Origin of the sequence: Salmonella sp. 2018103 (assembly GCF_026247685.1) — a bacterium.
GTDB classification, from domain to species: Bacteria; Pseudomonadota; Gammaproteobacteria; order Enterobacterales; family Enterobacteriaceae; genus Salmonella; species Salmonella enterica.
In genome coordinates, this window is record NZ_CP111029.1 from 748493 (window position 1) to 768955 (window position 20463).

The window sequence follows — 20463 nt, forward strand, 5'->3', positions numbered from 1 at the left end:
CCTCTTCAGGACGATACCTGTTAGATGCGCTGCCTGCCATAAATAAGCGTTATTCCGGAGCGGTAATTTATTGTTGTAATAATAGTGAAGAGGTTGACCATGTTTAAAAACAGACTTGCCAGCCATCTTGAACGTGGCGTTATTGGTTTCCCCACGACGCTTGCCAGCTCCGTCGGGCTGATTATGGCAAGCCCGGTGATCCTGACCGTGACCAGTGGTTTTGGCTCAGGGGGAGATACCTTTGCCCTTGCGGTATTACTGGCATTTATTATGATGCAAGCGCAGATTACCACCTTTGCCGAAGCGGCAACGCTTATTCCCACAACTGGCTCCGTCTACGACTATATTTCCTGCGGAATGGGGCGTTTTTTCGCTATCACCGGTGCGCTTTGCGCTTACCTGATCGTACACATTTTTGCCGGCACGGCAGAAACGATTCTCGCTGGCGTCATGGCGCTGGTGAACTTTGAGTCTGTTAGCGAACACGTGGCCATGCAGCACAATACCTGGATGGTTGGCGTCGGCATGGTAGTGGTTTTCGGGTTACTGAATGCCATTGGTGTTGAAGTATTTGGCAAGGTGGAAGTATTTCTTACTTTCGGTATGTGGACTACCCTGACCATCTTCGGTTTATGCGGGATCCTGTTATCCCCGGTCACTCATCATTCTGGGTGGTTTGGCGCACCGCTTGATGTCAGTAATCTTTCTGGTCTGTTTGGTTATATTGGCATGGCGATGTTTATGTTCGTCGGTTGTGAACTGGTAACGCCAATGGCGCCGGAAATTAAAAAAGCGCATCGTACGATTCCCAGAGCGATGGCGCTTGGCCTTTTAGCGGTGGCAGGTTGTATGTTCCTCTATGGCGCTGCGATTAACCGGCAGGTAAATAATGTGGTTGTCGATGCGGCAAACCATATCTTTTTACTGGATACGCCGATGGCTATTCCCGCCTTTGCCAATCGTGTCATGGGACATGTCGGGCAATACTGGCTGGGCGTGGGGTTGTTGTTAGCGGGATGTGCGACAATTAATACGCTGATGGCGGCAGTACCGCGTATTATATACGGCATGGCGCTGGACGGCGCTTTGCCGCGGTTTCTGACCTGGTTGCACCCCCGCTTTAAAACACCGGTCATCGCCATCGCTTTCGGTGTTGCGATCCCCTGTTTACATGCCTGGTATCTGAACGGTGATATCGACCACATTGTTCCGCTGATCCTCGCTGCGGTCTGCGCCTGGGGGGTAGCTTATCTGCTGGTAACGTTATCGGTCGTTATCTTACGTATTCGGCGCCCCGATTTGCCACGCGCTTACCGGGCCCCCTGGTTCCCCTTACCTCAGATTATTTCGAGCGTGGGTATTATTATCGCCATTATTAATATCGCACCTCCAGGAATGAACAGTCGGGATGTACTTATACCATTCGGTATTATGCTTGGATTGACTGCCGCCTATGCCTTATTCTGGACATTATGTGTGCAACGGGTTAATCCTTTCCTCCCACTTCCGGTAGAAGAGGTCGTGGAACGGGCGATGGGCAATTATGAAAAGCGAAACAATGAAGAGATGACGCCAGATGTCCTCCGTCCCCTGGTTTAAGAGCACATTAATGAACATGGTGTTACGTGATTTGAGCGGCTGGCGTTGTGAAAAATTGACCGAACATAGCGCCGTGCTGCATCTGAATGCATTTACCCAGGTTATCTGCCATGTTCAGCAAAAACGATTATTCATGGCCAGTATTCACAGTTGTGAATTCAGGGTGAAAGGCACAATCAATTATCCTTTGCAGGGCAAAATTCGCGTTCATCAGCCCGGATGGCTGAAACGTTATCCCGTCATTTTTACTGGCAGTAAAAGTACCGCCGGGTTGATTAACTATCTTAATCGTTTCCCCAATTTACAACAGGCACTGAGTGAACTGGATTATCGTCGTTTTACGCTGGTTTTACATCATAAGGAATGGTATTGCAGCATTGAGCTATGGGCTGCGAGCGAGGTGGTTTGTAAAATGCCGCCGCTGCGCCGTTATCTGCGGCTTGAGCGACACCAGCGTGTTCTTCTGCTGAGTGTGATAAATATGATCAATCAGGCCATGAATCAATGGCTGCAACAGGATACCGACGCCAGATAATATGACATTTTATTGAGGCATCAGCTCAGAGAGTGGTATTAATTCAGGCATATATGACACATGGGGAAAAGACCCGCAATTGACGCGGGGTAAAAAGCACGCTTTCACATATGCTGTGAATGTTGTACCGAGGACATTCTGGTTCGGGAAACCAGTTCCGTGCGATTTATCACTTCTGTTTTAGCAAAAATATTGCGTAAATGCGTTTTCACTGTTGAGAGAGATATATTCAACTGACGGGCAATCAATTTGTTACTGGCCCCTTCGCAGACCATTCCCACAATTTCACGCTCTTTTGCGGTCAATATTGACGCCAGATTGTTGTCTTCCTGAAGAGAATCATGAATTGCCAGTCCCAGTAATGGTTGTACTGCCTGGGCTCGCAAACGCTCTTCGCTGGAAAAAGGTATATCGCGCATTAATGAAATGCCCGCGATAATACGATGGCCCCGACGAATAAAGATCTCAATCATGTCGCACACATGATTAGGTAGCATAAATTCATGATAATAATGGCGATGACGGGCACAGATACCGGGCGTCATCGTCGCTACGGTAACAACCTGTTGGCCGAACCGGGAAGGCGATAGCGGGTCTAATGGTTGAAAATGCTCCAGATATTGTTGGTGTGTGCTATTAGAAATATTATGTAAAACATAGGCTTCCGGCTTTAAATAAGCATTAACACGATAAAAAACCGCCGACGACAGAGGAATGAGTTGCGCAATGCTCTGTAAGCAATGGAGAGTGATCCCGTCATTATGGCCAGTAGTTGATAAGGCTGACATGTTATCTCCTTCCATCCGGATGAGCGCGTCGGGGCGCAGTAAAATAGTGGTATGTTGAAACATACAATTTACATTCGGTTAACACAATCATTCACATGTTAATAATGTGACGCGTGTTACGGTATTTTTTATAACTATTTGAAATAAAACAGTTTTAATTTAAATCCTGTTTGGTTTTCTAAAAAATAATTAAAAATTATTAATATAATTTTTTTCTGTCGCGGTTGACTCATCTCCTGAAAATGCCGTGGGTTCTCGTCCTTCAGGACGATATTCTTTTGAGATGCCTGTTCTATGATTTTCTGTAATAGCGCAGGTTAACAGAGACTTAATTTCTGGTTCAGACAGGATTTGCTAAATAACGTTTCAATAGCGTCATGCGCTATGCAGAAAACCGGTGTATCAATAGATACAGCCCGCTTTCGGCATTCTGCCCGCAGCACCAGACGGACGCTATTGCGAAATGTGAGTCATGTCTCCGCATCAGAAATGATAATTACAGGACAGAATAATGTTGAATCTCAACACATTACGGCAACAACAAATCCCCGTAATGACTGAATATCGCGCGCAGATACCCTTTCATATTCTGGCAAAACCCATAGGCCCTGCGTGTAATCTGGCCTGCCGCTATTGTTATTACCCACAGGGCGAAACGCCCGTAGAAAAAATGAATGAATCAACGCTGGAGGTTTTTATTTGTCGCTATATTGCGGCGCAACCTGCCAGTGCGCGTGAAATTAATTTTGTCTGGCAAGGCGGTGAACCGCTTTTAGCCGGAATCGGTTTTTATAAAAAGGTAATAGCGCTTCAACAACGATATGCGCCTGACGGCGTGACGATCAGTAATAGTCTGCAAACGAACGCGACGTTGTTAAACGATGCCTGGTGTCGTCTGTTTCGCGACAATAATTTTACTATTGGCATCAGTCTTGAGGGCAGTGAAGACTTGCAAAATTACCATCGTCCGGGCAAACGCGGCGAGTCCAGTTATCCGGCGGTGTTGCGGGGAATCACATTGTTACAACACTATCGAGTCGATTTTAACGTACTGATTGTCGTGCATGATGACATGGCTCGCCATGCGGCAGCCATCTACGATCATGTTGTTAGCCTTGGCGCTCGTTATCTGCAATTTCAGCCACTGATGAACGAAGGCAACGCCCTACAGCAACGTTACCAATTGAGTGCGGATAACTGGGGACGTTTCATGATTGATATCTGGCGTCAATGGCGCAAACGCGGCGATATGGGACGGGTTTTTGTGATCAACATTGAACAGGCATGGGCACAATATTTTACGCATATCAGCGCCACCTGTGTCCACTCCGCCCGCTGCGGCATGAATCTGGTCATGGAGCCGGACGGCAAACTCTATGCCTGCGATCATCTGATTAATAGCCAGCATTACCTGGGACAGCTTGCTAATAATACGTTAGCGCCAGCCGTAGATTCCGCAACCCGGCTTCCCTTTGGTATTAAGAAAAGCCAGCGCCGGGAGTGTCAACGGTGTTCTGTGAAAATAGTCTGCCAGGGAGGCTGCCCCGCACATATCAACAGTGCCGGCTACAACCGACTTTGTAGCGGCTATTACTCTTTTTTCACGGAGATTCTGGCTCCGCTACGCGCCTGGCCCCGGAATCTGAATGGACTGAAAGCCTGGCGTGCTGACGTTATGGGCAGATTTTCGGGCTGATGGTCCCTCTTGCCGCATTTGCCCGCCGCTCTTGTACAACATCCGTAGTCTGAAATGGGGAATAAGCCGTGAAAAAACAAGTAACACTTGCCACACTCAGCATTATCTTCTCCGGTACGGCGCACAGTACGCAAAACGAACGTCCTGATATTATCGTGATTATCGCTGATGATATGGGATATTCTGATATCCCTCCCTTCGGTGGGGAAATCCCAACGCCTAATTTGCAGGCGATGGCTGAGAACGGCGTGCGGATGAGTCAATATTACACGTCTCCCATGTCTGCTCCCGCCCGTGCGATGCTATTAACCGGGAACACCAGTCAGCAAGCGGGTATAGGCGGTATGTGGTGGTATGAAAATACCATAGGTAAGGAAGGCTATGAATTGCGCCTGACTGATCGGGTGACGACCATGGCTGAACGCTTTAAAGATGCTGGTTACAATACGCTGATGGCGGGTAAATGGCATCTTGGTTTTACGCCAGGCTCGACGCCAAAAGATCGGGGCTTTCGTCATTCTTTCGCCTTGATGGGGGGAGGCGCCAGTCACTTTGATGATGCCGTGCCGCTGGGAACCGTGGAGATATTTCATACCTATTATACCCGTGACAATCAGCGCATTTCACTGCCCTCCAGTTTTTACTCCAGCGAAGCCTATGCCAGCCAGATTAATCGCTGGATCAGCGAGACGCCACGGGAACAACCTATCTTCGCGTGGTTGGCCTTTACTGCGCCACATGATCCTCTGCAGGCACCGGATGAATGGATTAGTCGTTTTAAAAGTCAGTATGAACAGGGCTATGCAGACGTCTATCGTCAGCGTATTGCTCGTTTGAAGAAACTGGGTTTCCTGCGTGATGACATACCTCTGCCAGGACTGGAACTTGATAAAGAATGGCAGGCGATGACCCCGGAACAGCAGAAATATACGGCGAAGGTGATGCAGGTTTACGCTGCTATGATCGCCAATATGGATACACAGATTGGTACCGTTATTGAGACGTTAAAAAAGACCGGGCGCGATAAAAACACGATTCTGGTCTTCTTAAGTGATAATGGGGTGAATCCGGCGGAGGGCTTTCACTATGAATCTGAACCGGATTTTTGGAAGCAATTCGATAATCGTTACGAAAATATTGGTCGTAAAAATTCATTTATCTCTTACGGTCCCCACTGGGCTGATGTCAGCAATGCGCCTTATGGTCGCTATCACAAAACGACCAGCGGTCAGGGGGGAATTAATACCAGTTTTATGATTTCCGGTCCTGGTATCATCCATAATGGCGCCATAGATAACGCCACAATGGCGGCGTATGATGTCGCGCCCACGCTCTATGAATTTGCAGGTATTGATGTCAGTAAATCATTATCTGAAAGACCGACACTGCCAATGATCGGCGTGAGTTTTAAACGCTATCTGACCGGTGAAAGTCTGCACGCGCCTCGCACACAATATGGTGTTGAACTCCATAATCAGGCGGCCTGGATAGATGGGGAATGGAAATTGCGTCGTCTTGTCACAGTATTCCCACAGGCGGGTAATGCGCCATGGGAATTATTCAACCTGCAACGTGACCCCCTGGAAACGCATAATCTCGCAGCAGATTATGTGGATAAAGTGAAAATACTGAGCAGTGCATATGAGGCATTTGCAAAACAGACAATGGTGCTTTATGCCAAAGGCAAGCTTATCGATTATGTGGGTATCGACAGTAAAACCGGGCGTTATCTGGCTGTCGATCCACAGACATTGCAGCCAGTTCCTGCTCCGTTAGCGATTCCTTTAGACACAAAATCGGACCAATAATTATTGGTTACGTTTCAAATGATTATTCAACGCTCACGTAACTGCATTCAGCCAGTGACTTTCAGGATGAAGTTTCTCAGCGTTGGCGATGTATCGCCGCGCCGGTATGCCAGAGCCAACTTTGCGACGGGCATCTGGTCTGCAACGGGGCGGTATACTACTCCCTTGACATTAACCTGTCTCATTGAATCTGGAACCATCGACACGCCCATCTCTGCCGACACAAGGTTAATGACTGACGAAATTTGCGGCACGAGTTGACCAATTTTCGGTTCAAAGCCCGCTTTACCGCAGGCCTCGATCACTACGTCATAAAGCGACAGGCCGATTTCACGTGGGAAGAGTAAAAAAAACTCATCTTTGAGAATCGAGAGTGCAATCTGTTTACACGCCGCAGCAGGATGCGTTTCTGCCAGCACAATAACCATCGGCTCTTCAGACAGTAACCTGAGCTGGAACCGTTCATTGCCTGTAAAACCGGGTCTCAGAAAGGCAACATCCAGCGATCCTTCATTCAATTCATCAGCCAGTTGGGTTGTATTTCCTTCCTCAAGCTGCAAACGAACGTCAGGATAAGCCCGCTTGAAAGTACGGATTGCGCCGGGCACCACACTGTTAAATGCCGCAGAGGCAGTAAAACCCACCCTTAACACGCCCGACTCCCCCCTGGCAACACGCTGCGCCGCCAGCGCGGCTCTTGTCGCGGTAGCAGGCATCCCTTTAACAACATCATAAAATGCTTTTCCAGCCTCGGTTAATTCCGCGCCATGAGGCACTCTCCGGAATAGCTGCGCTCCCAGCTCTCTTTCCAGATCCTTAATCTGTTGGCTTAGCGGCGGCTGACCTATGCCTACTTTTGTCGCAGCCCGCGTGAAATGCCGCTCTTCAGCGACGGCGAGAAAATAGCGAATATGGCGCAGTTCCATCCTCATCTCCAAAAGCAATTAAGAATGGCACCATCATATATTGGAAGAATGAAACCAGCGAGCGCATAGTGAGGTTAACAGGAGGTGCAATATGCCCGATATTTCTCATACACCGACACGTAGCTGGCTTTTTACCCCAGCAATTCGACCAGAACGTTTCATAAAAGCAGTTGAAAGTGCGGCGGACATTTCTATTATCGATCTTGAAGATTCCGTCACCCCGAATGACAAGGCGCAGGCCCGGAAAATTGCGATGCAGTTCCTTTCATCCCGACCAAACTCATCGCTGAAAATAGCATTAAGAATTAATGGAATGAATACTCATGCTGGCATTGAAGACCTGCATATGTTACTGGAATGCCGTTTTTTTCCTGATTACATTATTCTTCCGAAAACAGAGTCAGCCGCGCACCTGCAAATCGTGGATAGTCTTATCATGATGGCTGGTTCTGATACTCGCCTTATTGGCATTATTGAGTCAGTTGTTGGGCTTAATGCCGTAGAGTCTATTGCGGACGCCACCCCCAGACTCTGCGGGTTGATGTTTGGCGCCGCAGATATGGCGGCTGACATTGGCGCCACACCCGCCTGGGAGCCTCTTGCGCTGGCGCGGGCCAGAATAGTGGCTGCCTGCGCTATGAAAGGGCTTCTTGCAATAGATGCTCCCTTCTTTGATATAGGCGATTTTTCAGGTCTGAAAGAGGAAACGCTGCAGGCGCTCAGTTTTGGTTTTTCTGCAAAATCGGCTATTCACCCCGCTCAGATTAGTGTAATCAACGCCGCATTTACTCCTACAACGGCAGAAATTAATCATGCTCGTGCAGTACTGACAGAGAATGCCAAAGGCGTCGGGATCGTTAGCGGCATGATGATAGATGCAGCCGTTGCCCGTCAGGCCCGGAGATTACTCGCCCGGGCAGGGATCTTTTCCTGATTTTATTAACAGAGGAATTGATTATGAACACGTTATTACCCGCTTATAAAACCATTAGCGAGGGGCGCTACCGAGAAATTTCGGGTCTTTACTGGGAGGATTTTCATCCCGGTGATGTTTTTGAACATCGTCCCGGCCGGACGGTTCTGGACGCCGATAATGTGTGGTTTACCCTGCTCACTCTCAATGTGCAGCCGGTCCATTTCGATGCGGCTTACGCCAGCAAAACGGAATGGAAAAAGTTACTGGTTGATTCAACGTTCACTCTGGCGCTTTTAACCGGTATGAGCGTGCGTACTGTCAGCGCCAGGGTCGTGGCCAATCTTGGCTGGGATAAGGTACAAGCCGTCCATCCGGTTTTCGCAGGGGATACACTTTATGCTGAAAGCACTGTACTCAGCAAACGCCTGTCAAATAGTCGCCCGGGACAAGGCATCGTTACCGTTCGGACATGTGGCATTAATCAGAATGGTGTAGAGGTCATGCGCTTCGAACGAACAATGTTAGTTTATTGCTGTGGATGTTCGCCTGAAGAAGACGCCGCTTATTGAGAAATCGCCCTGAGGTTTAGAGTCATGATGAATGTTAATGCAGTGTATGCCGAAAAATGCGTGACGCCTGACGAGGCGGTTACTTTAATTACCTCCGGCAGTCACCTCTCTATGGGAATGTTTGCAGCAGAGCCTCCAGCTTTGCTGAATGCGCTGGCAAAGCGAGCGAAAAGGGGAGAAATCAACGATCTGCGGGTTTACTGTTATGAAACAGCCAGCATTGCCGGGAACACTATTTTCCGTTATGAGCTAAGTGACTATATTCATCTCTACAGTATGTTTATTACCGGTATTGAACGGGCTTTAATACGTCAGGGGATTGAGAGTTCCGGGCGAAAAATAGTTAACTATGTACCTTCAAATTTTCATCAGGCGACGCGATTACTGGCTGATGATATTGGTATTGATACCTTTATTCACACCGTGTCCCCTATGGATAAGTATGGCTATTTTAATTTTGGAACTGGAAACGATTATTCCACCCGGATTGCGAGGACAGCTAAAAAGCTTATTGTCGAAGTTAACAAATATATGCCGCGCGTTCATGGAGAAGGTGCTGCAATCCATATTTCAGAAATTGACGCCATTGTTGAAAACCATGTCCCTTTAATTGAACTACCAATACGTACTGCCGTAGCCGAAGATATTGCTATCAGTCAGATTATCGCTTCTCTTGTGCCAGATGGCGCTTGTCTCCAGATGGGGGTCGGCGCATTACCGGAGCTCATCTGTAATGCGCTCAAGGAACATAATGATCTGGGGGTCCATACAGAGGCGCTGAATCCGGGGTTGGTAAGTTTGATTCAACAAGGCGTCGTTACCAACCAGCGTAAAAATATCGACCGGGGAATGTCTGTATTTACTTTTGCTATGGGACAAAAGGATATGTATGACTATCTCGACGACAACCCCTCTTTTTTTAGTCGGCCTGTCGATTATGTTAACGATCCGGGGATCATTGCGCAAAATGAGAATGTTGTCTCCATTAACGCTACCTTACAAATCGATCTCACTGGTGCCTGTAACTCTGAACATTTGCTTGGACACCAGTACAGCGCTTCAGGAGGGCAATTGGATTTTGTCAGAGGCGCATATGCATCTAAAGGAGGTCGTTCCATTATTACGACACGCTCAACGGCCGCGAATGATACGATTTCTCGTATTGTTCCCCGCCTTGAGGGGCCTGTAACAACCCCACGAACGGATACGCACTGGATAGTCACTGAATTTGGCTCCGTAAACCTGAAGGGGCTCTCTTCAACCGAGCGTGCGCTCAGGATCATTGAATTGGCGCATCCCAATTTTCGGCAGCAACTTAGAGTAGATGCAAAAAAAATGCATCTGATTTAAAAGTAGGTTAATGCTATTTTTTAATGTAGCATCCCCAAAATATAAACATCATGAGTCTATTCAAATGATAATTGACAGAATTGATCACCTTGTATTAACGGTATCTGATATATCAACCACAATAAGATTCTACGAAGAGGTACTTGGTTTTTCTGCGGTAACATTTAAACAAAACAGAAAAGCGTTAATATTTGGAGCGCAAAAAATTAACCTCCATCAGCAAGAAATGGAGTTCGAACCAAAAGCGAGTAGACCAACGCCGGGATCTGCCGATTTATGTTTTATTACATCGACACCGATAAATGATGTTGTGTCTGAGATCTTACAGGCAGGCATTCCCATTGTTGAAGGCCCGGTTGAGAGAACTGGAGCTACAGGCGAGATAATGTCTATCTACATCAGGGACCCTGATGGAAACTTAATTGAAATTTCGCAGTATGTTTAATGTTAAAACTTACTATTACTGCCTTTATTATGATCACGCATCCGTTTATATTGGTCTAATAGAGATCATATGGCAATAATTTCTGGAAAGAGTCTATGTTCAAACTTATTGACTTGAAGACATCGAGGAATTCATAAGGAAGCATAAAAAAGGAAAGGTGGTGCCCGGACTCGGAATCGAACCAAGGACACGGGGATTTTCAATCCCCTGCTCTACCGACTGAGCTATCCGGGCAACGAGGCGCATTAAACCGTAATCGCCTCGCTTCGTCAACGAAATTTCTTCAAATCAACGTAGACTGCACAATCTATCACCACTTTGTTGCTATTGCACGCAGAATCAGGCAAAAAACATCGCCCATGCGGCGGAAATCGGCATCGCCAGCAACAGCGCCGGGAGCATATTCACTACCGGAAACATTTTGATTCCACATACACGCAAGCCGGTCGCCACCAGCAGCAGTCCGCCCACAGCGCTAAAGTCGCCCATCATTGCCGGCGTGGTCAACGGAAGAATGAGGGTGGCGCAGGCGGCAAGCGTTAACTGGATAATCAACATCGGCGCGCAAATCGCCGAAACGGCGATGCCAAGCGAACAGGCGAAAATAATGGCAGTGAAAAAATCCAGAAAAGATTTAGCGATCAAAATGTTTGGATCGCCGGTCATCCCTTCATGCATCGCGCCGAAAATACCGGTGCCACTGGCGCAAAAAAGTACAATGATAGCGACGTAACTTTGAATAAATGAGTCGTGTGTTGGCTTCTTACCCGATGCCATAAATAATTGTTGGATTTTCGCGACTGCGCCATTAATGCCTTTTTCCAGCAAACAAAACTCGCCGATAAGCGCGCCGACCAGCGTCGCCAGCACCATCACCGGAAGATTAGCGCACTTCATCACCAGCAGAATGCCAATTCCCAGAGAGCACAGACCAAAAATAGACGTCATTGAGACGCGAATCCGTTCTGGCAGACGCTGACTTAACAGCGCGCCAATAACGCCGCCGAATAAAATTGCGCCAGCGTTAATAAAAGGTCCAATTACCACAATGACTCCTGTTATTTGTCTTTCAAATTGCCTTATTATCACGCGATTAAGCTGTTAATAGCTTGATTATCTGTGACGTATAGAGCGCTGATTTTACCTTGCGCCGTCTGGTGAAAGGTGCCATGATTGCGCGAAATTTCTCCTGCCAGCATGGGGCTCGCCGGGATGAACATAGCGCCTTTATATTGTTTTCACTGTCGCCTGACTGCGCGAGGTTTGCCCCTTTCTTTCCTTTTTTTTGTCGTCCCCGCTATGCGGTGAGGGCAGCGCACGCTCACTGCAGGACAACAGTAAAATCAGAAACAGTCTGTTTTTACTGATGTCTGGCGGTCGGAGCTGGTATCCAGTTTGACCCGGCATCTCGTTGGGCAAGGCATCGGGCTTTGTCCGGGGTTACTCTACTCCCGAAACGGGTATTTGCGCTTATGAAATCAATGAATATTGCCGCCAGCGGTGAACTCATCCCCCGTCTCTCCACCCACCGAAACGTAGTGGCGCTGGACAGTACCGACTTTACCGATGTGGCCGCAGTCGTCATTACCACTGCTGACAGCCGTAGCGGTATTCTGGCGTTGCTTAAACGCACCGGTTTTCACCTGCCGGTGTTTATGCTTGCGGATGAACCCGTCAGCGCGCCTGTCGGCGTCACGGCGGTAATAGGCGGGAACGCGCAGGAATGGCTGGAGCTGGAAAACGCTGCCTGTCGCTACGAAGCGGAACTTCTGCCGCCCTTTTATGACACCCTGACCCAGTATGTCGACATGGGGAATAGTACCTTTGCTTGCCCGGGGCACCAGCATGGCGAGTTTTTTAGAAAACATCCCGCAGGCCGCCATTTTTATGACTTTTTTGGTGAAAACCTGTTTCGTGCGGATATGTGTAACGCCGATGTGAAACTTGGCGATCTGCTCATACATGAAGGTTCTGCCAAACACGCGCAGAAATTTGCGGCAAAAGTGTTTAATGCGGATAAAACCTACTTTGTGCTGAATGGGACTTCGGCGGCGAATAAAGTGGTCACTAACGCCCTGCTGACGCGCGGCGATCTGGTGCTGTTTGATCGTAATAATCACAAATCCAACCACCACGGCGCCCTGATTCAGGCCGGGGCGACGCCAGTCTATCTTGAAGCAGCGCGTAACCCGTTTGGTTTTATCGGTGGTATTGATGCGCACTGTTTTGATGAAACGTACCTGCGCGACCAGATTCGTGACGTGATGCCGGAAAGCGCCGATGCATCGCGTCCGTTCCGCCTGGCGATCATTCAGCTGGGTACCTATGACGGCACTATTTACAACGCCCGTCAGGTGGTGGATAAAATCGGGCATCTCTGCGATTACATTCTGTTTGACTCCGCGTGGGTAGGCTATGAGCAGTTTATCAATATGATGGCGGATACCTCGCCGTTGCGGCTGGAGCTTAATGAAAACGACCCTGGGATCTTTGTGACCCAATCGGTACATAAGCAACAGGCGGGGTTCTCACAAACCTCGCAGATCCACAAAAAAGATAACCATATTCGCGGCCAGGCGCGTTTTTGCCCGCACAAACGCCTGAACAACGCCTTCATGTTGCACGCCTCGACCAGTCCGTTCTACCCGCTGTTTGCGGCGCTGGATATCAATGCCAAAATCCACGAAGGGGAGAGCGGTCGCCGCCTGTGGGCGGAGTGCGTTGCGCTGGGCATTGACGCGCGTAAAGCCATTCTCGCCCGTTGCAAACTGCTTCAGCCCTTTATCCCACTGGTGGTTGACGGCAAGCCGTGGCAGGCATATCCGACGGAGACCATTGCCAGCAATCGTCGTTTCTTCAGTTTTGAGCCCGGGGCGAAATGGCATGGCTTTGAGGGTTATGCGGATGACCAGTATTTTGTCGACCCCTGTAAACTGTTACTGACCACGCCAGGTATTGATGCCGATAGTGGGCAGTACACCGAATTCGGCATCCCGGCGACCATTCTCGCCCACTATCTGCGTGAGAACGGTATTGTGCCTGAGAAGTGCGATCTCAACTCGATTCTGTTCTTGCTGACACCCGCTGAGAGCGAAGAGAAACTGGCGCGGCTGGTCGCGATGCTGGCGCAATTTGAACGGCACATTGAAGACGATACGCCGCTTGCGGATGTATTGCCGACGGTTTTTCAGAAATACCCGGTGCGCTACCGCGATTACACCCTGCGTGAGCTATGTCAGGAGATGCACAACCTGTACGTTAGCTTTGACGTTAAGGATCTGCAAAAAGCGATGTTCCGCAAAGAAAGCCTGCCGCATGTGGCGATGAACCCACAGGACGCCAACAGCGCCTTTATTCGCGGCGATGTAGAGCTGGTGCGTATCAGCGAGGCGGACGGGCGTATTGCTGCCGAGGGGGCATTGCCATACCCGCCGGGCGTACTGTGCGTGGTGCCGGGGGAGATTTGGGGCGGCGCGGCGCAGCGTTATTTTTTGGCGCTGGAAGAGGGCATCAATCTGTTGCCCGGTTTTTCGCCTGAATTGCAGGGGGTATATAGCGAGACTGATGCCGATGGAATTCAACGCTTGTACGGATATGTTTTAAAGTAACGTTGCCTGCAGGCCGGATAAGGCATTTACGCCTTATCCGGCCTGCGAAACAGGGCAAGAATTAATGTGCAACGGGTTGCGAACTTGCCGGAACGCGAACGTGTTTGTATTTGAACAAGGCTACGAACGCAAAGGCCAGCACCAGCGAGTAGCCTGCGAAGATGAGCCACACGGTCTGCCAGTCGGTAATGCCGTTTTGAGTGTAATACTCCACCACTTTACCGCTCACAATGCCGCCCAGGATACAGCCGAAGCCGTTGGTCATCATCAGGAACATTCCCTGCGCGCTGGCGCGGATTTCCGGGCGTACTTCTTTTTCGACAAACACCGAGCCAGAAATGTTGAAGAAATCGAAGGCGCAGCCGTACACAATCATCGACAGTACCAGCAGAACGGTACCGAACGGCGTCGGGTCGCCATAAGCGAACAGGCCGAAACGCAGCATCCACGCCACAATACTGATAAGCATAACGTTCTTAATACCATAACGGCTCAGGAAGAACGGAATGGTCAGGATGAATAACGTTTCAGAAATCTGCGAAATCGACATCATCACCGAGGCGTGCTGCACGATAAAGCTACTGGCGAATAGCGGATCTTTATCAAAGCTATGCAGGAAGGTGTTGCCAAACATGTTGGTGATCTGCAGTTCCGCGCCCAGCATCATGGAGAAGATGAAGAAAATCGCCATCCGCTTATTTTTAAACAGCGCAAAAGCGTCAAGGCCCAGCATTGATGTCCAGCTCTGGTTTTTCTGTTGGTTCGCCACCGGAATGTGCGGCAGGGTAAAAGTAAACAGTACCAGCAGAACAGAAAGCGTCGCGCCGATATAAAGCTGCATATGGCTCAGCTCGAAACCGGAGAAACTCACGCCCCACATCGCCAAAATAAAGCCAATGGTGCCCCAGATACGGATAGGCGGGAAGTCAGTCACAATATCCATGCCGGCAGACTGCAGGCGGTAATACGATATTGTATTGATCAAGCCCAACGTCGGCATATAGGCCAGCGAGTTAAGCAGGATCACAAAGAACATCGCCCCAGGCGTAGTGACTTCCGCGGCCATGAATAGCGTGATGGCGCCGACGACATGACACAGGGCATAGACCCATTTCGCGCTCAGCCATTTGTCAGCCACAATGCCTAGCAAGGTCGGCATAAAGACAGCGGCAATCCCCAGTGAACTATAAACTGCGCCAATAGATGCGCCGTCAAATTTTAAGGTGACGAACATATACGAGCCCAGGGTAGTGAGCCAGCTTCCCCACAGACAGAACTGCAGAAAAGAGAGTATTTTAAGCTGCAGCTTAAGATTCATGTTAATTTCCTCACACCTGAGAGCGGATGAATGTTTTAAAAGGCACATTTGCCGTTGTGATTTGGTGTGATTCTATCAATGAGAGGCGGGCTTTTTTTGTTACCTGTGACAAATATTTGCAAACAATTTCTGATTGCAAAGCAAAAGAGTGACGGAGTTAACACTTTTACCTTTCCCGCCTCTGTCATTTGCTGGCCAGAGGCGGGATGCGATGGTTTATCGGCGGCGATACGATCGCTGGGCGGAATTCACCTTGTACAGATAGCGGCGCGACTCCGCAGATGGATGTCGGGTGGTTAATATCTGGTACACATCCCCCGGCGACATGCGGTTAATCATATTCGCGGCCTGAATCTTATCGTTCGAGAATACGCGTAATACGCTGCCTGCGCCGCCATTGTAGGCGGTAATGACCGCATAGCGCCGCGACGTCGGATTCTCAATACCGCTCAGATAGACATTATTCAACATTGCCAGATACGCTGTGCCGGTATCGATATTGCTGGCGGGGTCGAACAGGAAGTTACGGCTTGGCGTGCCGGACTTACCCTGAGAACGGAAAACATCTTTCCCGGCGCTGTGTTGCACCACCTGCATCAGGCCCAGCGCATCCGCGTGGCTGACCGCATACGGGTTAAACGAGGACTCCGTTTGCATAATCGCCAGAATCAGCGACTCGTCAACGCCGTATTTACGGGAGGCCTGGCGTACCATGCCAATATATTTATGCGCGCGTTTATCAAGGTGGTTCGGCACCAGATTAATGGTGACGCTGTAAATAATACGCAGGCCGTTACTGCGGCTTTTGAGCCGCGTTTTCAGCAAGTAATCCGCGAATGTCGTGGCGCGGCCTTCCCAGCGAATAGGCTGGCCGGTATTGTCGAGGACCTGACCATACAGGAAGGGTTCTTTAGAAATTTTTATGTCATCGACATCGGAGTAAAGATCGACGGAGGTTGGGTCGTCGCCCATGAGCAACGTTTTAATAATGGCCCGGCGCAGATGTGCGGTAGGTTCCGTCCCGGCGATGGTTTCAACGGTAATGGTCCCATCATCAAAGTTGATGTGGCTACGGGTCTGGAACTGATCGGTATATTTGACGTAGTCTTTCGGCCCGGCGATCAGGACTTCCTTATATCCCCACAGATTTTCAATATTGTTGGCAAATTGCCCCATCAAAATATCAAAGCCGTTGGTATCCTTGACCCAGGCTTCATTATACGTCTCGCCTTTTTTGGTCGAACTGGAGCAGGAGATGAGCAACGGCGCAATAACAGCAAGCGCGAGTAATTTTTTCATCATTCCGGGAGTGCATGTTGTGTTGTCGTTATGCCATGTTGCCGGGCAGCGGCGCTAAGGGCTTATCCGGCATAACTCACAGGCCGAATAAGCGCAGCCTCATTCAGCAACGGGCCTATTTTTTATCTTCCGGCGTATAACCTTCGATATGAACGTCTTTGCCTTCGAACAGGAAGCTCACCATCTCCTGTTCCAGCAGCTTACGGTGCTCGGCGTTCATCATGTTGAGCTTTTTCTCGTTAATCAACATGGTCTGCTTATGCTGCCACTGCGCCCACGCGTCCTTAGAGATCTCGTTATAGATACGTTTTCCCAGTTCGCCAGGGTAGAGCTGAAAATCTTGCCCTTCAGCGTCGCGTTGCAGGTAAGTACAAAAAATCGTTCTGCTCATAAGTCATCCTCTTCATCGACCGGGGCGTTAAACTGGCGCTCCGGTACGTAACTGCTGTAACAAGCGCTCCACGGGGGCCGCCAGTCCGACTGACGGCGGTTGCGCTAAGTTATACCAGAGCGCGCTGCCTTCATCCATGCAGGCGTCCAGTGACGACACGGGAAGCCACATAGGCACAATATCCAGGTGGAAATGGCTAAATGTGTGGCGAAACGCGTTAAGCTGGGTCAAATTATCAGCGTTAACATGCCGTTGCGCCAGCCATTCACGTAATTCATCTTCGCTGGCGAACTGCGGGAAGCAGTAGAGTCCGCCCCATAAACCGCTGGGAGGGCGCTGCGCCAGGAAAATCTCCTGATTATGCTGTAACAATAAAAAGTAACCCGTCCGCTCCGGCAACGTCTGTTTCGGTTTCTTGCCCGGATAGCGTGACCAGCTTTCATGCGCAGCGGCGATACAACCGTTTTGCAGCGGACACAGGGTGCACTTTGGCTTTGAACGCGTACAAACCATCGCGCCCAGATCCATCATCGCCTGATTAAAACGCTCCACGCCGCGTGCGGGCGTCACTTGCTCGCTCAACGTCCACAGCGTATTCTCCACCTCTTTTTTTCCAGGCCAGCCGCTAACAGCATAACAGCGAGCCAGCACACGTTTAACGTTTCCATCAAGAATCGGATAATGTTTACCTAACGCGAGGGAGAGAATCGCGCCGGCGGTTGAACGCCCGACGCCGGGTAGCGCGGCGATTTCGGCAAAAGTTTGCGGGAATTCTCCACCGTGAAGCGTCGCCACCTGTTGCGCCGCTTTATGCAAATTACGCGCGCGGGCGTAATAGCCGAGCCCGGTCCATAAATGGAGCACTTCATCCAGCGGCGCATTCGCTAAATCCGTCACCGTGGGAAAGCGCGCCATAAATCGCTCAAAGTAAGGAATCACCGTCGTCACCTGCGTTTGTTGCAACATGACTTCCGAGAGCCATACTTTGTAAGGCGTCTTGTTAATTTGCCAGGGCAGCGTTTTCCGCCCGTATTTGTCGTACCAGTCCAGAACCTGGGCTGAAAATTGAGACGCTTGCATGGAAACTCATTCATTATTGCCGGGGGCAAGATTGCAGCACAGAGGCCGCAGGGTGTAAACCGGAACTTTCCGCAGTGCGCTTCATGCTTGCATCCGGCAACTAACTTTGGATAATGCCCGTTTTCAGAACTCAAACACAGCAGACTACACTTTTATGAAAAACGACGTCATTTCACCGGAATTTGATGAAAACGGTCGCCCGCTGCGCCGTATTCGTAGTTTTGTTCGTCGCCAGGGGCGACTGACAAAGGGGCAAGAACACGCGCTGGAAAACTACTGGCCGGTGATGGGCGTCGAGTTCAGCGAAGCGCCGGTAGATTTCGCCACGCTGTTTGGTCGCGAAGCGCCGGTGACGCTGGAGATTGGTTTTGGCATGGGGGCGTCTCTCGTGGCGATGGCGAAAGCGCGCCCGGAGCAGAATTTCCTCGGCATTGAAGTGCATTCGCCCGGCGTCGGCGCATGTCTGGCGTCCGCTCATGAAGAGGGCGTTGAAAACCTGCGCGTCATGTGCCACGACGCGGTAGAAGTGTTGCATAAAATGATTCCTGACAATTCTTTATCGATGGTTCAGCTCTTTTTCCCTGACCCGTGGCATAAAGCGCGTCATAATAAACGCCGTATCGTTCAGGTGCCGTTTGCTGAACTGGTATTGAGCAAGCTGAAATTGGGCGGCGTTTTCCATATGGCGACCGACTGGGAAGCGTATGCGGAACACATGCTTGAAGTCATGTCTTCTATCGACGGGTACAAAAATCTGTCAGAGAGCAATGATTATGTACCGCGCCCGGAATCGCGCCCGGTAACGAAATTTGAACAACGTGGCCATCGTCTTGGTCATGGCGTATGGGACTTAATGTTCGAGAGGGTGAAATAATGGCAAAGAACCGTAGTCGTCGTCTGCGTAAAAAAATGCACATTGACGAATTCCAGGAATTAGGATTTTCGGTGGCATGGCGTTTTCCGGAAGGTACATCTGAAGAGCAGATCGATAAGACTGTCGATGACTTTATTAATGACGTTATTGAGCCTAATAAACTGGCGTTTGACGGCAGCGGCTACCTGGCCTGGGAAGGGCTGATTTGTATGCAGGAAATCGGTAAATGTACCGAAGAACATCAGGCGATTGTGCGTAAGTGGCTGGAAGCGTGCAACCTTGAAGAAGTCCGAACCAGCGAACTTTTCGACGTTTGGTGGGACTAATGAGTACAGGGTCGGCAAATGCCGGCCCGCTTTGTCTTGAGGGAAAGTTATGATGCGCAAAACGCTGCTGGCGGCAGTGCTAACGTTGACGGCGATGGCCGCTCATGCAGATTACAAATGCAGTGTCACGCCGCGTGACGATGTGATCCTGAGTCCACAAACGGTGCAGGTGAAAGGTGAAAACGGCAACCTGGTGATCACGCCGGACGGCAATGTGATGTACAACGGTAAGCAGTACACCCTTAGCGCCGCGCAACGCGAGCAAGCGAAAGATTACCAGGCGGAACTGCGAAGCGCGCTGCCGTGGATTGATGAGGGCGCCCGATCGCGCGTCGAAAAAGGCCGCGTGGCGCTGGATAAAATCATCGCTAAAGAGGTGGGCGAAAGCAGCAACATGCGTAGCCGTCTGACGAAGCTTGATGCGCAATTAAAAGCGCAAATGAACCGTATTATCGAACATCGTACGGACGGCCTGACGTTCCACTATAAGGCTATCGACCAGGTGCGTGCCGACGGTCAGCAGTTGGTGAATCAGGCGATGGGCGGTATTTTGCAGGACAGCATTAACGAAATGGGCGCCAAAGCGGTGCTTAAAGGCGGCGGCAATCCTTTACAGGGCGTGATGGGCAGCCTCGGTGGTTTGCAAACCGCTATCCAGAACGAATGGAAAAATCAGGAGAAAGATTTCCAGCAGTTTGGCAAAGATGTCTGTAGCCGCGTAGTAACCTTAGAAGATAGCCGCAAAGCGCTGGTTGGCAGCCTGAAGTAATCTTTCCTTTTTAAACAATGGCGTAGATCGTATCTGCGCCTTTTTATTCTGTTTTTTCCTGCATTTTGTTATCCATCTCTAAAAAATACTCTCTGTTGGATATATATCGCTGGTTAATCGTATGACATCACATTATTCGTCTGCAATATAGGGATAATGCGACCAG

Annotated in this window: 19 protein-coding genes and 1 tRNA gene; 12 read left to right on the forward strand and 8 right to left on the reverse strand. The window is 49.7% G+C overall.

All coding sequences use genetic code 11. The features are described from left to right. Window positions 1-99 precede the first annotated feature (99 nt). Together OLG56_RS03580 and OLG56_RS03585 are read left to right on the forward strand one after the other, a co-directional pair. On the forward strand, window positions 100-1599 hold the full coding sequence (locus OLG56_RS03580) for an APC family permease (protein ID WP_000475960.1): 1500 nt from the start codon (window positions 100-102) through the stop codon (window positions 1597-1599). Beyond that, the gene (locus OLG56_RS03585; protein WP_000100109.1) at window positions 1577-2134 is read left to right on the forward strand and encodes a DUF3156 family protein; all 558 of its coding nucleotides are present in this window, start codon (window positions 1577-1579) and stop codon (window positions 2132-2134) included. The genes OLG56_RS03580 and OLG56_RS03585 overlap by 23 nt, the downstream gene beginning before the upstream one ends. A gap of 104 nt (window positions 2135-2238) precedes the next feature. Here OLG56_RS03585 and OLG56_RS03590 read toward each other — a convergent pair whose 3' ends face one another. Beyond that, complete coding sequence (locus tag OLG56_RS03590; RefSeq protein WP_023232630.1) at window positions 2239-2922, reverse strand: helix-turn-helix transcriptional regulator; 684 nt, start codon at window positions 2920-2922, stop codon at window positions 2239-2241. A 511-nt stretch (window positions 2923-3433) separates the two neighbouring features. Here OLG56_RS03590 and OLG56_RS03595 point away from each other — a divergent pair. Beyond that, the gene (locus tag OLG56_RS03595; RefSeq protein WP_061377603.1) at window positions 3434-4618 is read left to right on the forward strand and encodes an anaerobic sulfatase maturase; all 1185 of its coding nucleotides are present in this window, start codon (window positions 3434-3436) and stop codon (window positions 4616-4618) included. Between the two features lie 68 nt (window positions 4619-4686). Further along, window positions 4687-6426, forward strand: a complete 1740-nt coding sequence (locus tag OLG56_RS03600) for an arylsulfatase (protein ID WP_207011548.1) — start codon at window positions 4687-4689, stop codon at window positions 6424-6426. A 47-nt stretch (window positions 6427-6473) separates the two neighbouring features. Here OLG56_RS03600 and ripR read toward each other — a convergent pair whose 3' ends face one another. Beyond that, entirely contained in the window at window positions 6474-7352 is an 879-nt protein-coding gene (gene ripR, locus OLG56_RS03605) for an itaconate degradation transcriptional regulator RipR (protein WP_001527936.1), read from the reverse strand. Between the two features lie 91 nt (window positions 7353-7443). Between ripR and ripC the strand changes: the two genes are divergently transcribed. From ripC to OLG56_RS03625, 4 genes are all read left to right on the forward strand, one after another. Further along, entirely contained in the window at window positions 7444-8286 is an 843-nt protein-coding gene (gene ripC / locus OLG56_RS03610; RefSeq protein ID WP_001112897.1) for an itaconate degradation C-C-lyase RipC, read from the forward strand. A gap of 23 nt (window positions 8287-8309) precedes the next feature. Then, window positions 8310-8837 carry a (R)-specific enoyl-CoA hydratase RipB/Ich gene (gene ripB, locus OLG56_RS03615; protein ID WP_001094308.1) on the forward strand — a complete coding sequence of 176 codons (528 nt, stop codon included), beginning with the start codon at window positions 8310-8312 and terminating at the stop codon, window positions 8835-8837. 24 nt (window positions 8838-8861) lie between these two features. Next, window positions 8862-10187 carry an itaconate CoA-transferase RipA/Ict gene (ripA, locus tag OLG56_RS03620; protein WP_077948840.1) on the forward strand — a complete coding sequence of 442 codons (1326 nt, stop codon included), beginning with the start codon at window positions 8862-8864 and terminating at the stop codon, window positions 10185-10187. 64 nt (window positions 10188-10251) lie between these two features. Next, window positions 10252-10632: a VOC family protein gene (locus tag OLG56_RS03625; RefSeq protein WP_000582672.1), complete on the forward strand. Its 381-nt coding sequence runs from the start codon at window positions 10252-10254 to the stop codon at window positions 10630-10632. 158 nt (window positions 10633-10790) lie between these two features. Here OLG56_RS03625 and OLG56_RS03630 read toward each other — a convergent pair. Both OLG56_RS03630 and OLG56_RS03635 read right to left on the reverse strand, forming a co-directional pair. Then, window positions 10791-10866 (reverse strand) — tRNA-Phe (locus OLG56_RS03630). Window positions 10867-10971: 105 nt separating this feature from the next. Beyond that, on the reverse strand, window positions 10972-11679 hold the full coding sequence (locus tag OLG56_RS03635) for a DUF554 domain-containing protein (RefSeq protein ID WP_000234466.1): 708 nt from the start codon (window positions 11677-11679) through the stop codon (window positions 10972-10974). 425 nt (window positions 11680-12104) lie between these two features. Here OLG56_RS03635 and OLG56_RS03640 point away from each other — a divergent pair, with 425 nt between their 5' ends. Then, window positions 12105-14240, forward strand: a complete 2136-nt coding sequence (locus OLG56_RS03640; RefSeq protein ID WP_001646210.1) for an ornithine decarboxylase — start codon at window positions 12105-12107, stop codon at window positions 14238-14240. Between the two features lie 61 nt (window positions 14241-14301). Here OLG56_RS03640 and OLG56_RS03645 read toward each other — a convergent pair whose 3' ends face one another. From OLG56_RS03645 to mutY, 4 genes are all read right to left on the reverse strand, one after another. Further along, window positions 14302-15558: a nucleoside permease gene (locus tag OLG56_RS03645; RefSeq protein WP_001049804.1), complete on the reverse strand. Its 1257-nt coding sequence runs from the start codon at window positions 15556-15558 to the stop codon at window positions 14302-14304. 216 nt (window positions 15559-15774) lie between these two features. Then, window positions 15775-16860, reverse strand: coding sequence for a membrane-bound lytic murein transglycosylase MltC (gene mltC / locus OLG56_RS03650; RefSeq protein ID WP_000976289.1), 1086 nt, complete (start codon window positions 16858-16860; stop codon window positions 15775-15777). Between the two features lie 112 nt (window positions 16861-16972). After that, window positions 16973-17248: an oxidative damage protection protein gene (locus tag OLG56_RS03655; RefSeq protein ID WP_000091706.1), complete on the reverse strand. Its 276-nt coding sequence runs from the start codon at window positions 17246-17248 to the stop codon at window positions 16973-16975. Between the two features lie 27 nt (window positions 17249-17275). Beyond that, on the reverse strand, window positions 17276-18328 hold the full coding sequence (mutY, locus tag OLG56_RS03660; RefSeq protein WP_001148959.1) for an A/G-specific adenine glycosylase: 1053 nt from the start codon (window positions 18326-18328) through the stop codon (window positions 17276-17278). 154 nt (window positions 18329-18482) lie between these two features. Between mutY and trmB the strand changes: the two genes are divergently transcribed. Genes trmB through OLG56_RS03675 form a run of 3 tightly spaced genes read left to right on the forward strand, consistent with a single transcriptional unit; the run spans window position 18483 to window position 20297 of the window. After that, window positions 18483-19202, forward strand: a complete 720-nt coding sequence (gene trmB / locus OLG56_RS03665) for a tRNA (guanosine(46)-N7)-methyltransferase TrmB (protein WP_000786890.1) — start codon at window positions 18483-18485, stop codon at window positions 19200-19202. Further along, window positions 19202-19528, forward strand: coding sequence for a YggL family protein (locus OLG56_RS03670; protein ID WP_001107557.1), 327 nt, complete (start codon window positions 19202-19204; stop codon window positions 19526-19528). The genes trmB and OLG56_RS03670 overlap by 1 nt, the downstream gene beginning before the upstream one ends. Window positions 19529-19577: 49 nt before the next feature. Beyond that, the gene (locus tag OLG56_RS03675; RefSeq protein WP_000984835.1) at window positions 19578-20297 is read left to right on the forward strand and encodes a YggN family protein; all 720 of its coding nucleotides are present in this window, start codon (window positions 19578-19580) and stop codon (window positions 20295-20297) included. The last annotated feature ends 166 nt before the right edge of the window (window positions 20298-20463 follow it).

What these genes read in the sequence shown, in the direction of transcription:
- OLG56_RS03675 (WP_000984835.1), top strand. Translation starts at nt 19,578, where the DNA reads ATGATGCGCAAAACGCTGCTGGCGGCAGTGCTAACGTTGACGGCGATG.
- mutY (WP_001148959.1), bottom strand. Translation starts at nt 18,328, where the DNA reads ATGCAAGCGTCTCAATTTTCAGCCCAGGTTCTGGACTGGTACGACAAA.
- OLG56_RS03645 (WP_001049804.1), bottom strand. Translation starts at nt 15,558, where the DNA reads ATGAATCTTAAGCTGCAGCTTAAAATACTCTCTTTTCTGCAGTTCTGT.
- OLG56_RS03580 (WP_000475960.1), top strand. Translation starts at nt 100, where the DNA reads ATGTTTAAAAACAGACTTGCCAGCCATCTTGAACGTGGCGTTATTGGT.
- ripB (WP_001094308.1), top strand. Translation starts at nt 8,310, where the DNA reads ATGAACACGTTATTACCCGCTTATAAAACCATTAGCGAGGGGCGCTAC.
- ripC (WP_001112897.1), top strand. Translation starts at nt 7,444, where the DNA reads ATGCCCGATATTTCTCATACACCGACACGTAGCTGGCTTTTTACCCCA.
- OLG56_RS03640 (WP_001646210.1), top strand. Translation starts at nt 12,105, where the DNA reads ATGAAATCAATGAATATTGCCGCCAGCGGTGAACTCATCCCCCGTCTC.
- mltC (WP_000976289.1), bottom strand. Translation starts at nt 16,860, where the DNA reads ATGATGAAAAAATTACTCGCGCTTGCTGTTATTGCGCCGTTGCTCATC.
- OLG56_RS03655 (WP_000091706.1), bottom strand. Translation starts at nt 17,248, where the DNA reads ATGAGCAGAACGATTTTTTGTACTTACCTGCAACGCGACGCTGAAGGG.
- OLG56_RS03670 (WP_001107557.1), top strand. Translation starts at nt 19,202, where the DNA reads ATGGCAAAGAACCGTAGTCGTCGTCTGCGTAAAAAAATGCACATTGAC.
- OLG56_RS03595 (WP_061377603.1), top strand. Translation starts at nt 3,434, where the DNA reads ATGTTGAATCTCAACACATTACGGCAACAACAAATCCCCGTAATGACT.
- ripR (WP_001527936.1), bottom strand. Translation starts at nt 7,352, where the DNA reads ATGGAACTGCGCCATATTCGCTATTTTCTCGCCGTCGCTGAAGAGCGG.
- OLG56_RS03625 (WP_000582672.1), top strand. Translation starts at nt 10,252, where the DNA reads ATGATAATTGACAGAATTGATCACCTTGTATTAACGGTATCTGATATA.
- OLG56_RS03585 (WP_000100109.1), top strand. Translation starts at nt 1,577, where the DNA reads ATGTCCTCCGTCCCCTGGTTTAAGAGCACATTAATGAACATGGTGTTA.
- OLG56_RS03590 (WP_023232630.1), bottom strand. Translation starts at nt 2,922, where the DNA reads ATGTCAGCCTTATCAACTACTGGCCATAATGACGGGATCACTCTCCAT.
- trmB (WP_000786890.1), top strand. Translation starts at nt 18,483, where the DNA reads ATGAAAAACGACGTCATTTCACCGGAATTTGATGAAAACGGTCGCCCG.
- ripA (WP_077948840.1), top strand. Translation starts at nt 8,862, where the DNA reads ATGATGAATGTTAATGCAGTGTATGCCGAAAAATGCGTGACGCCTGAC.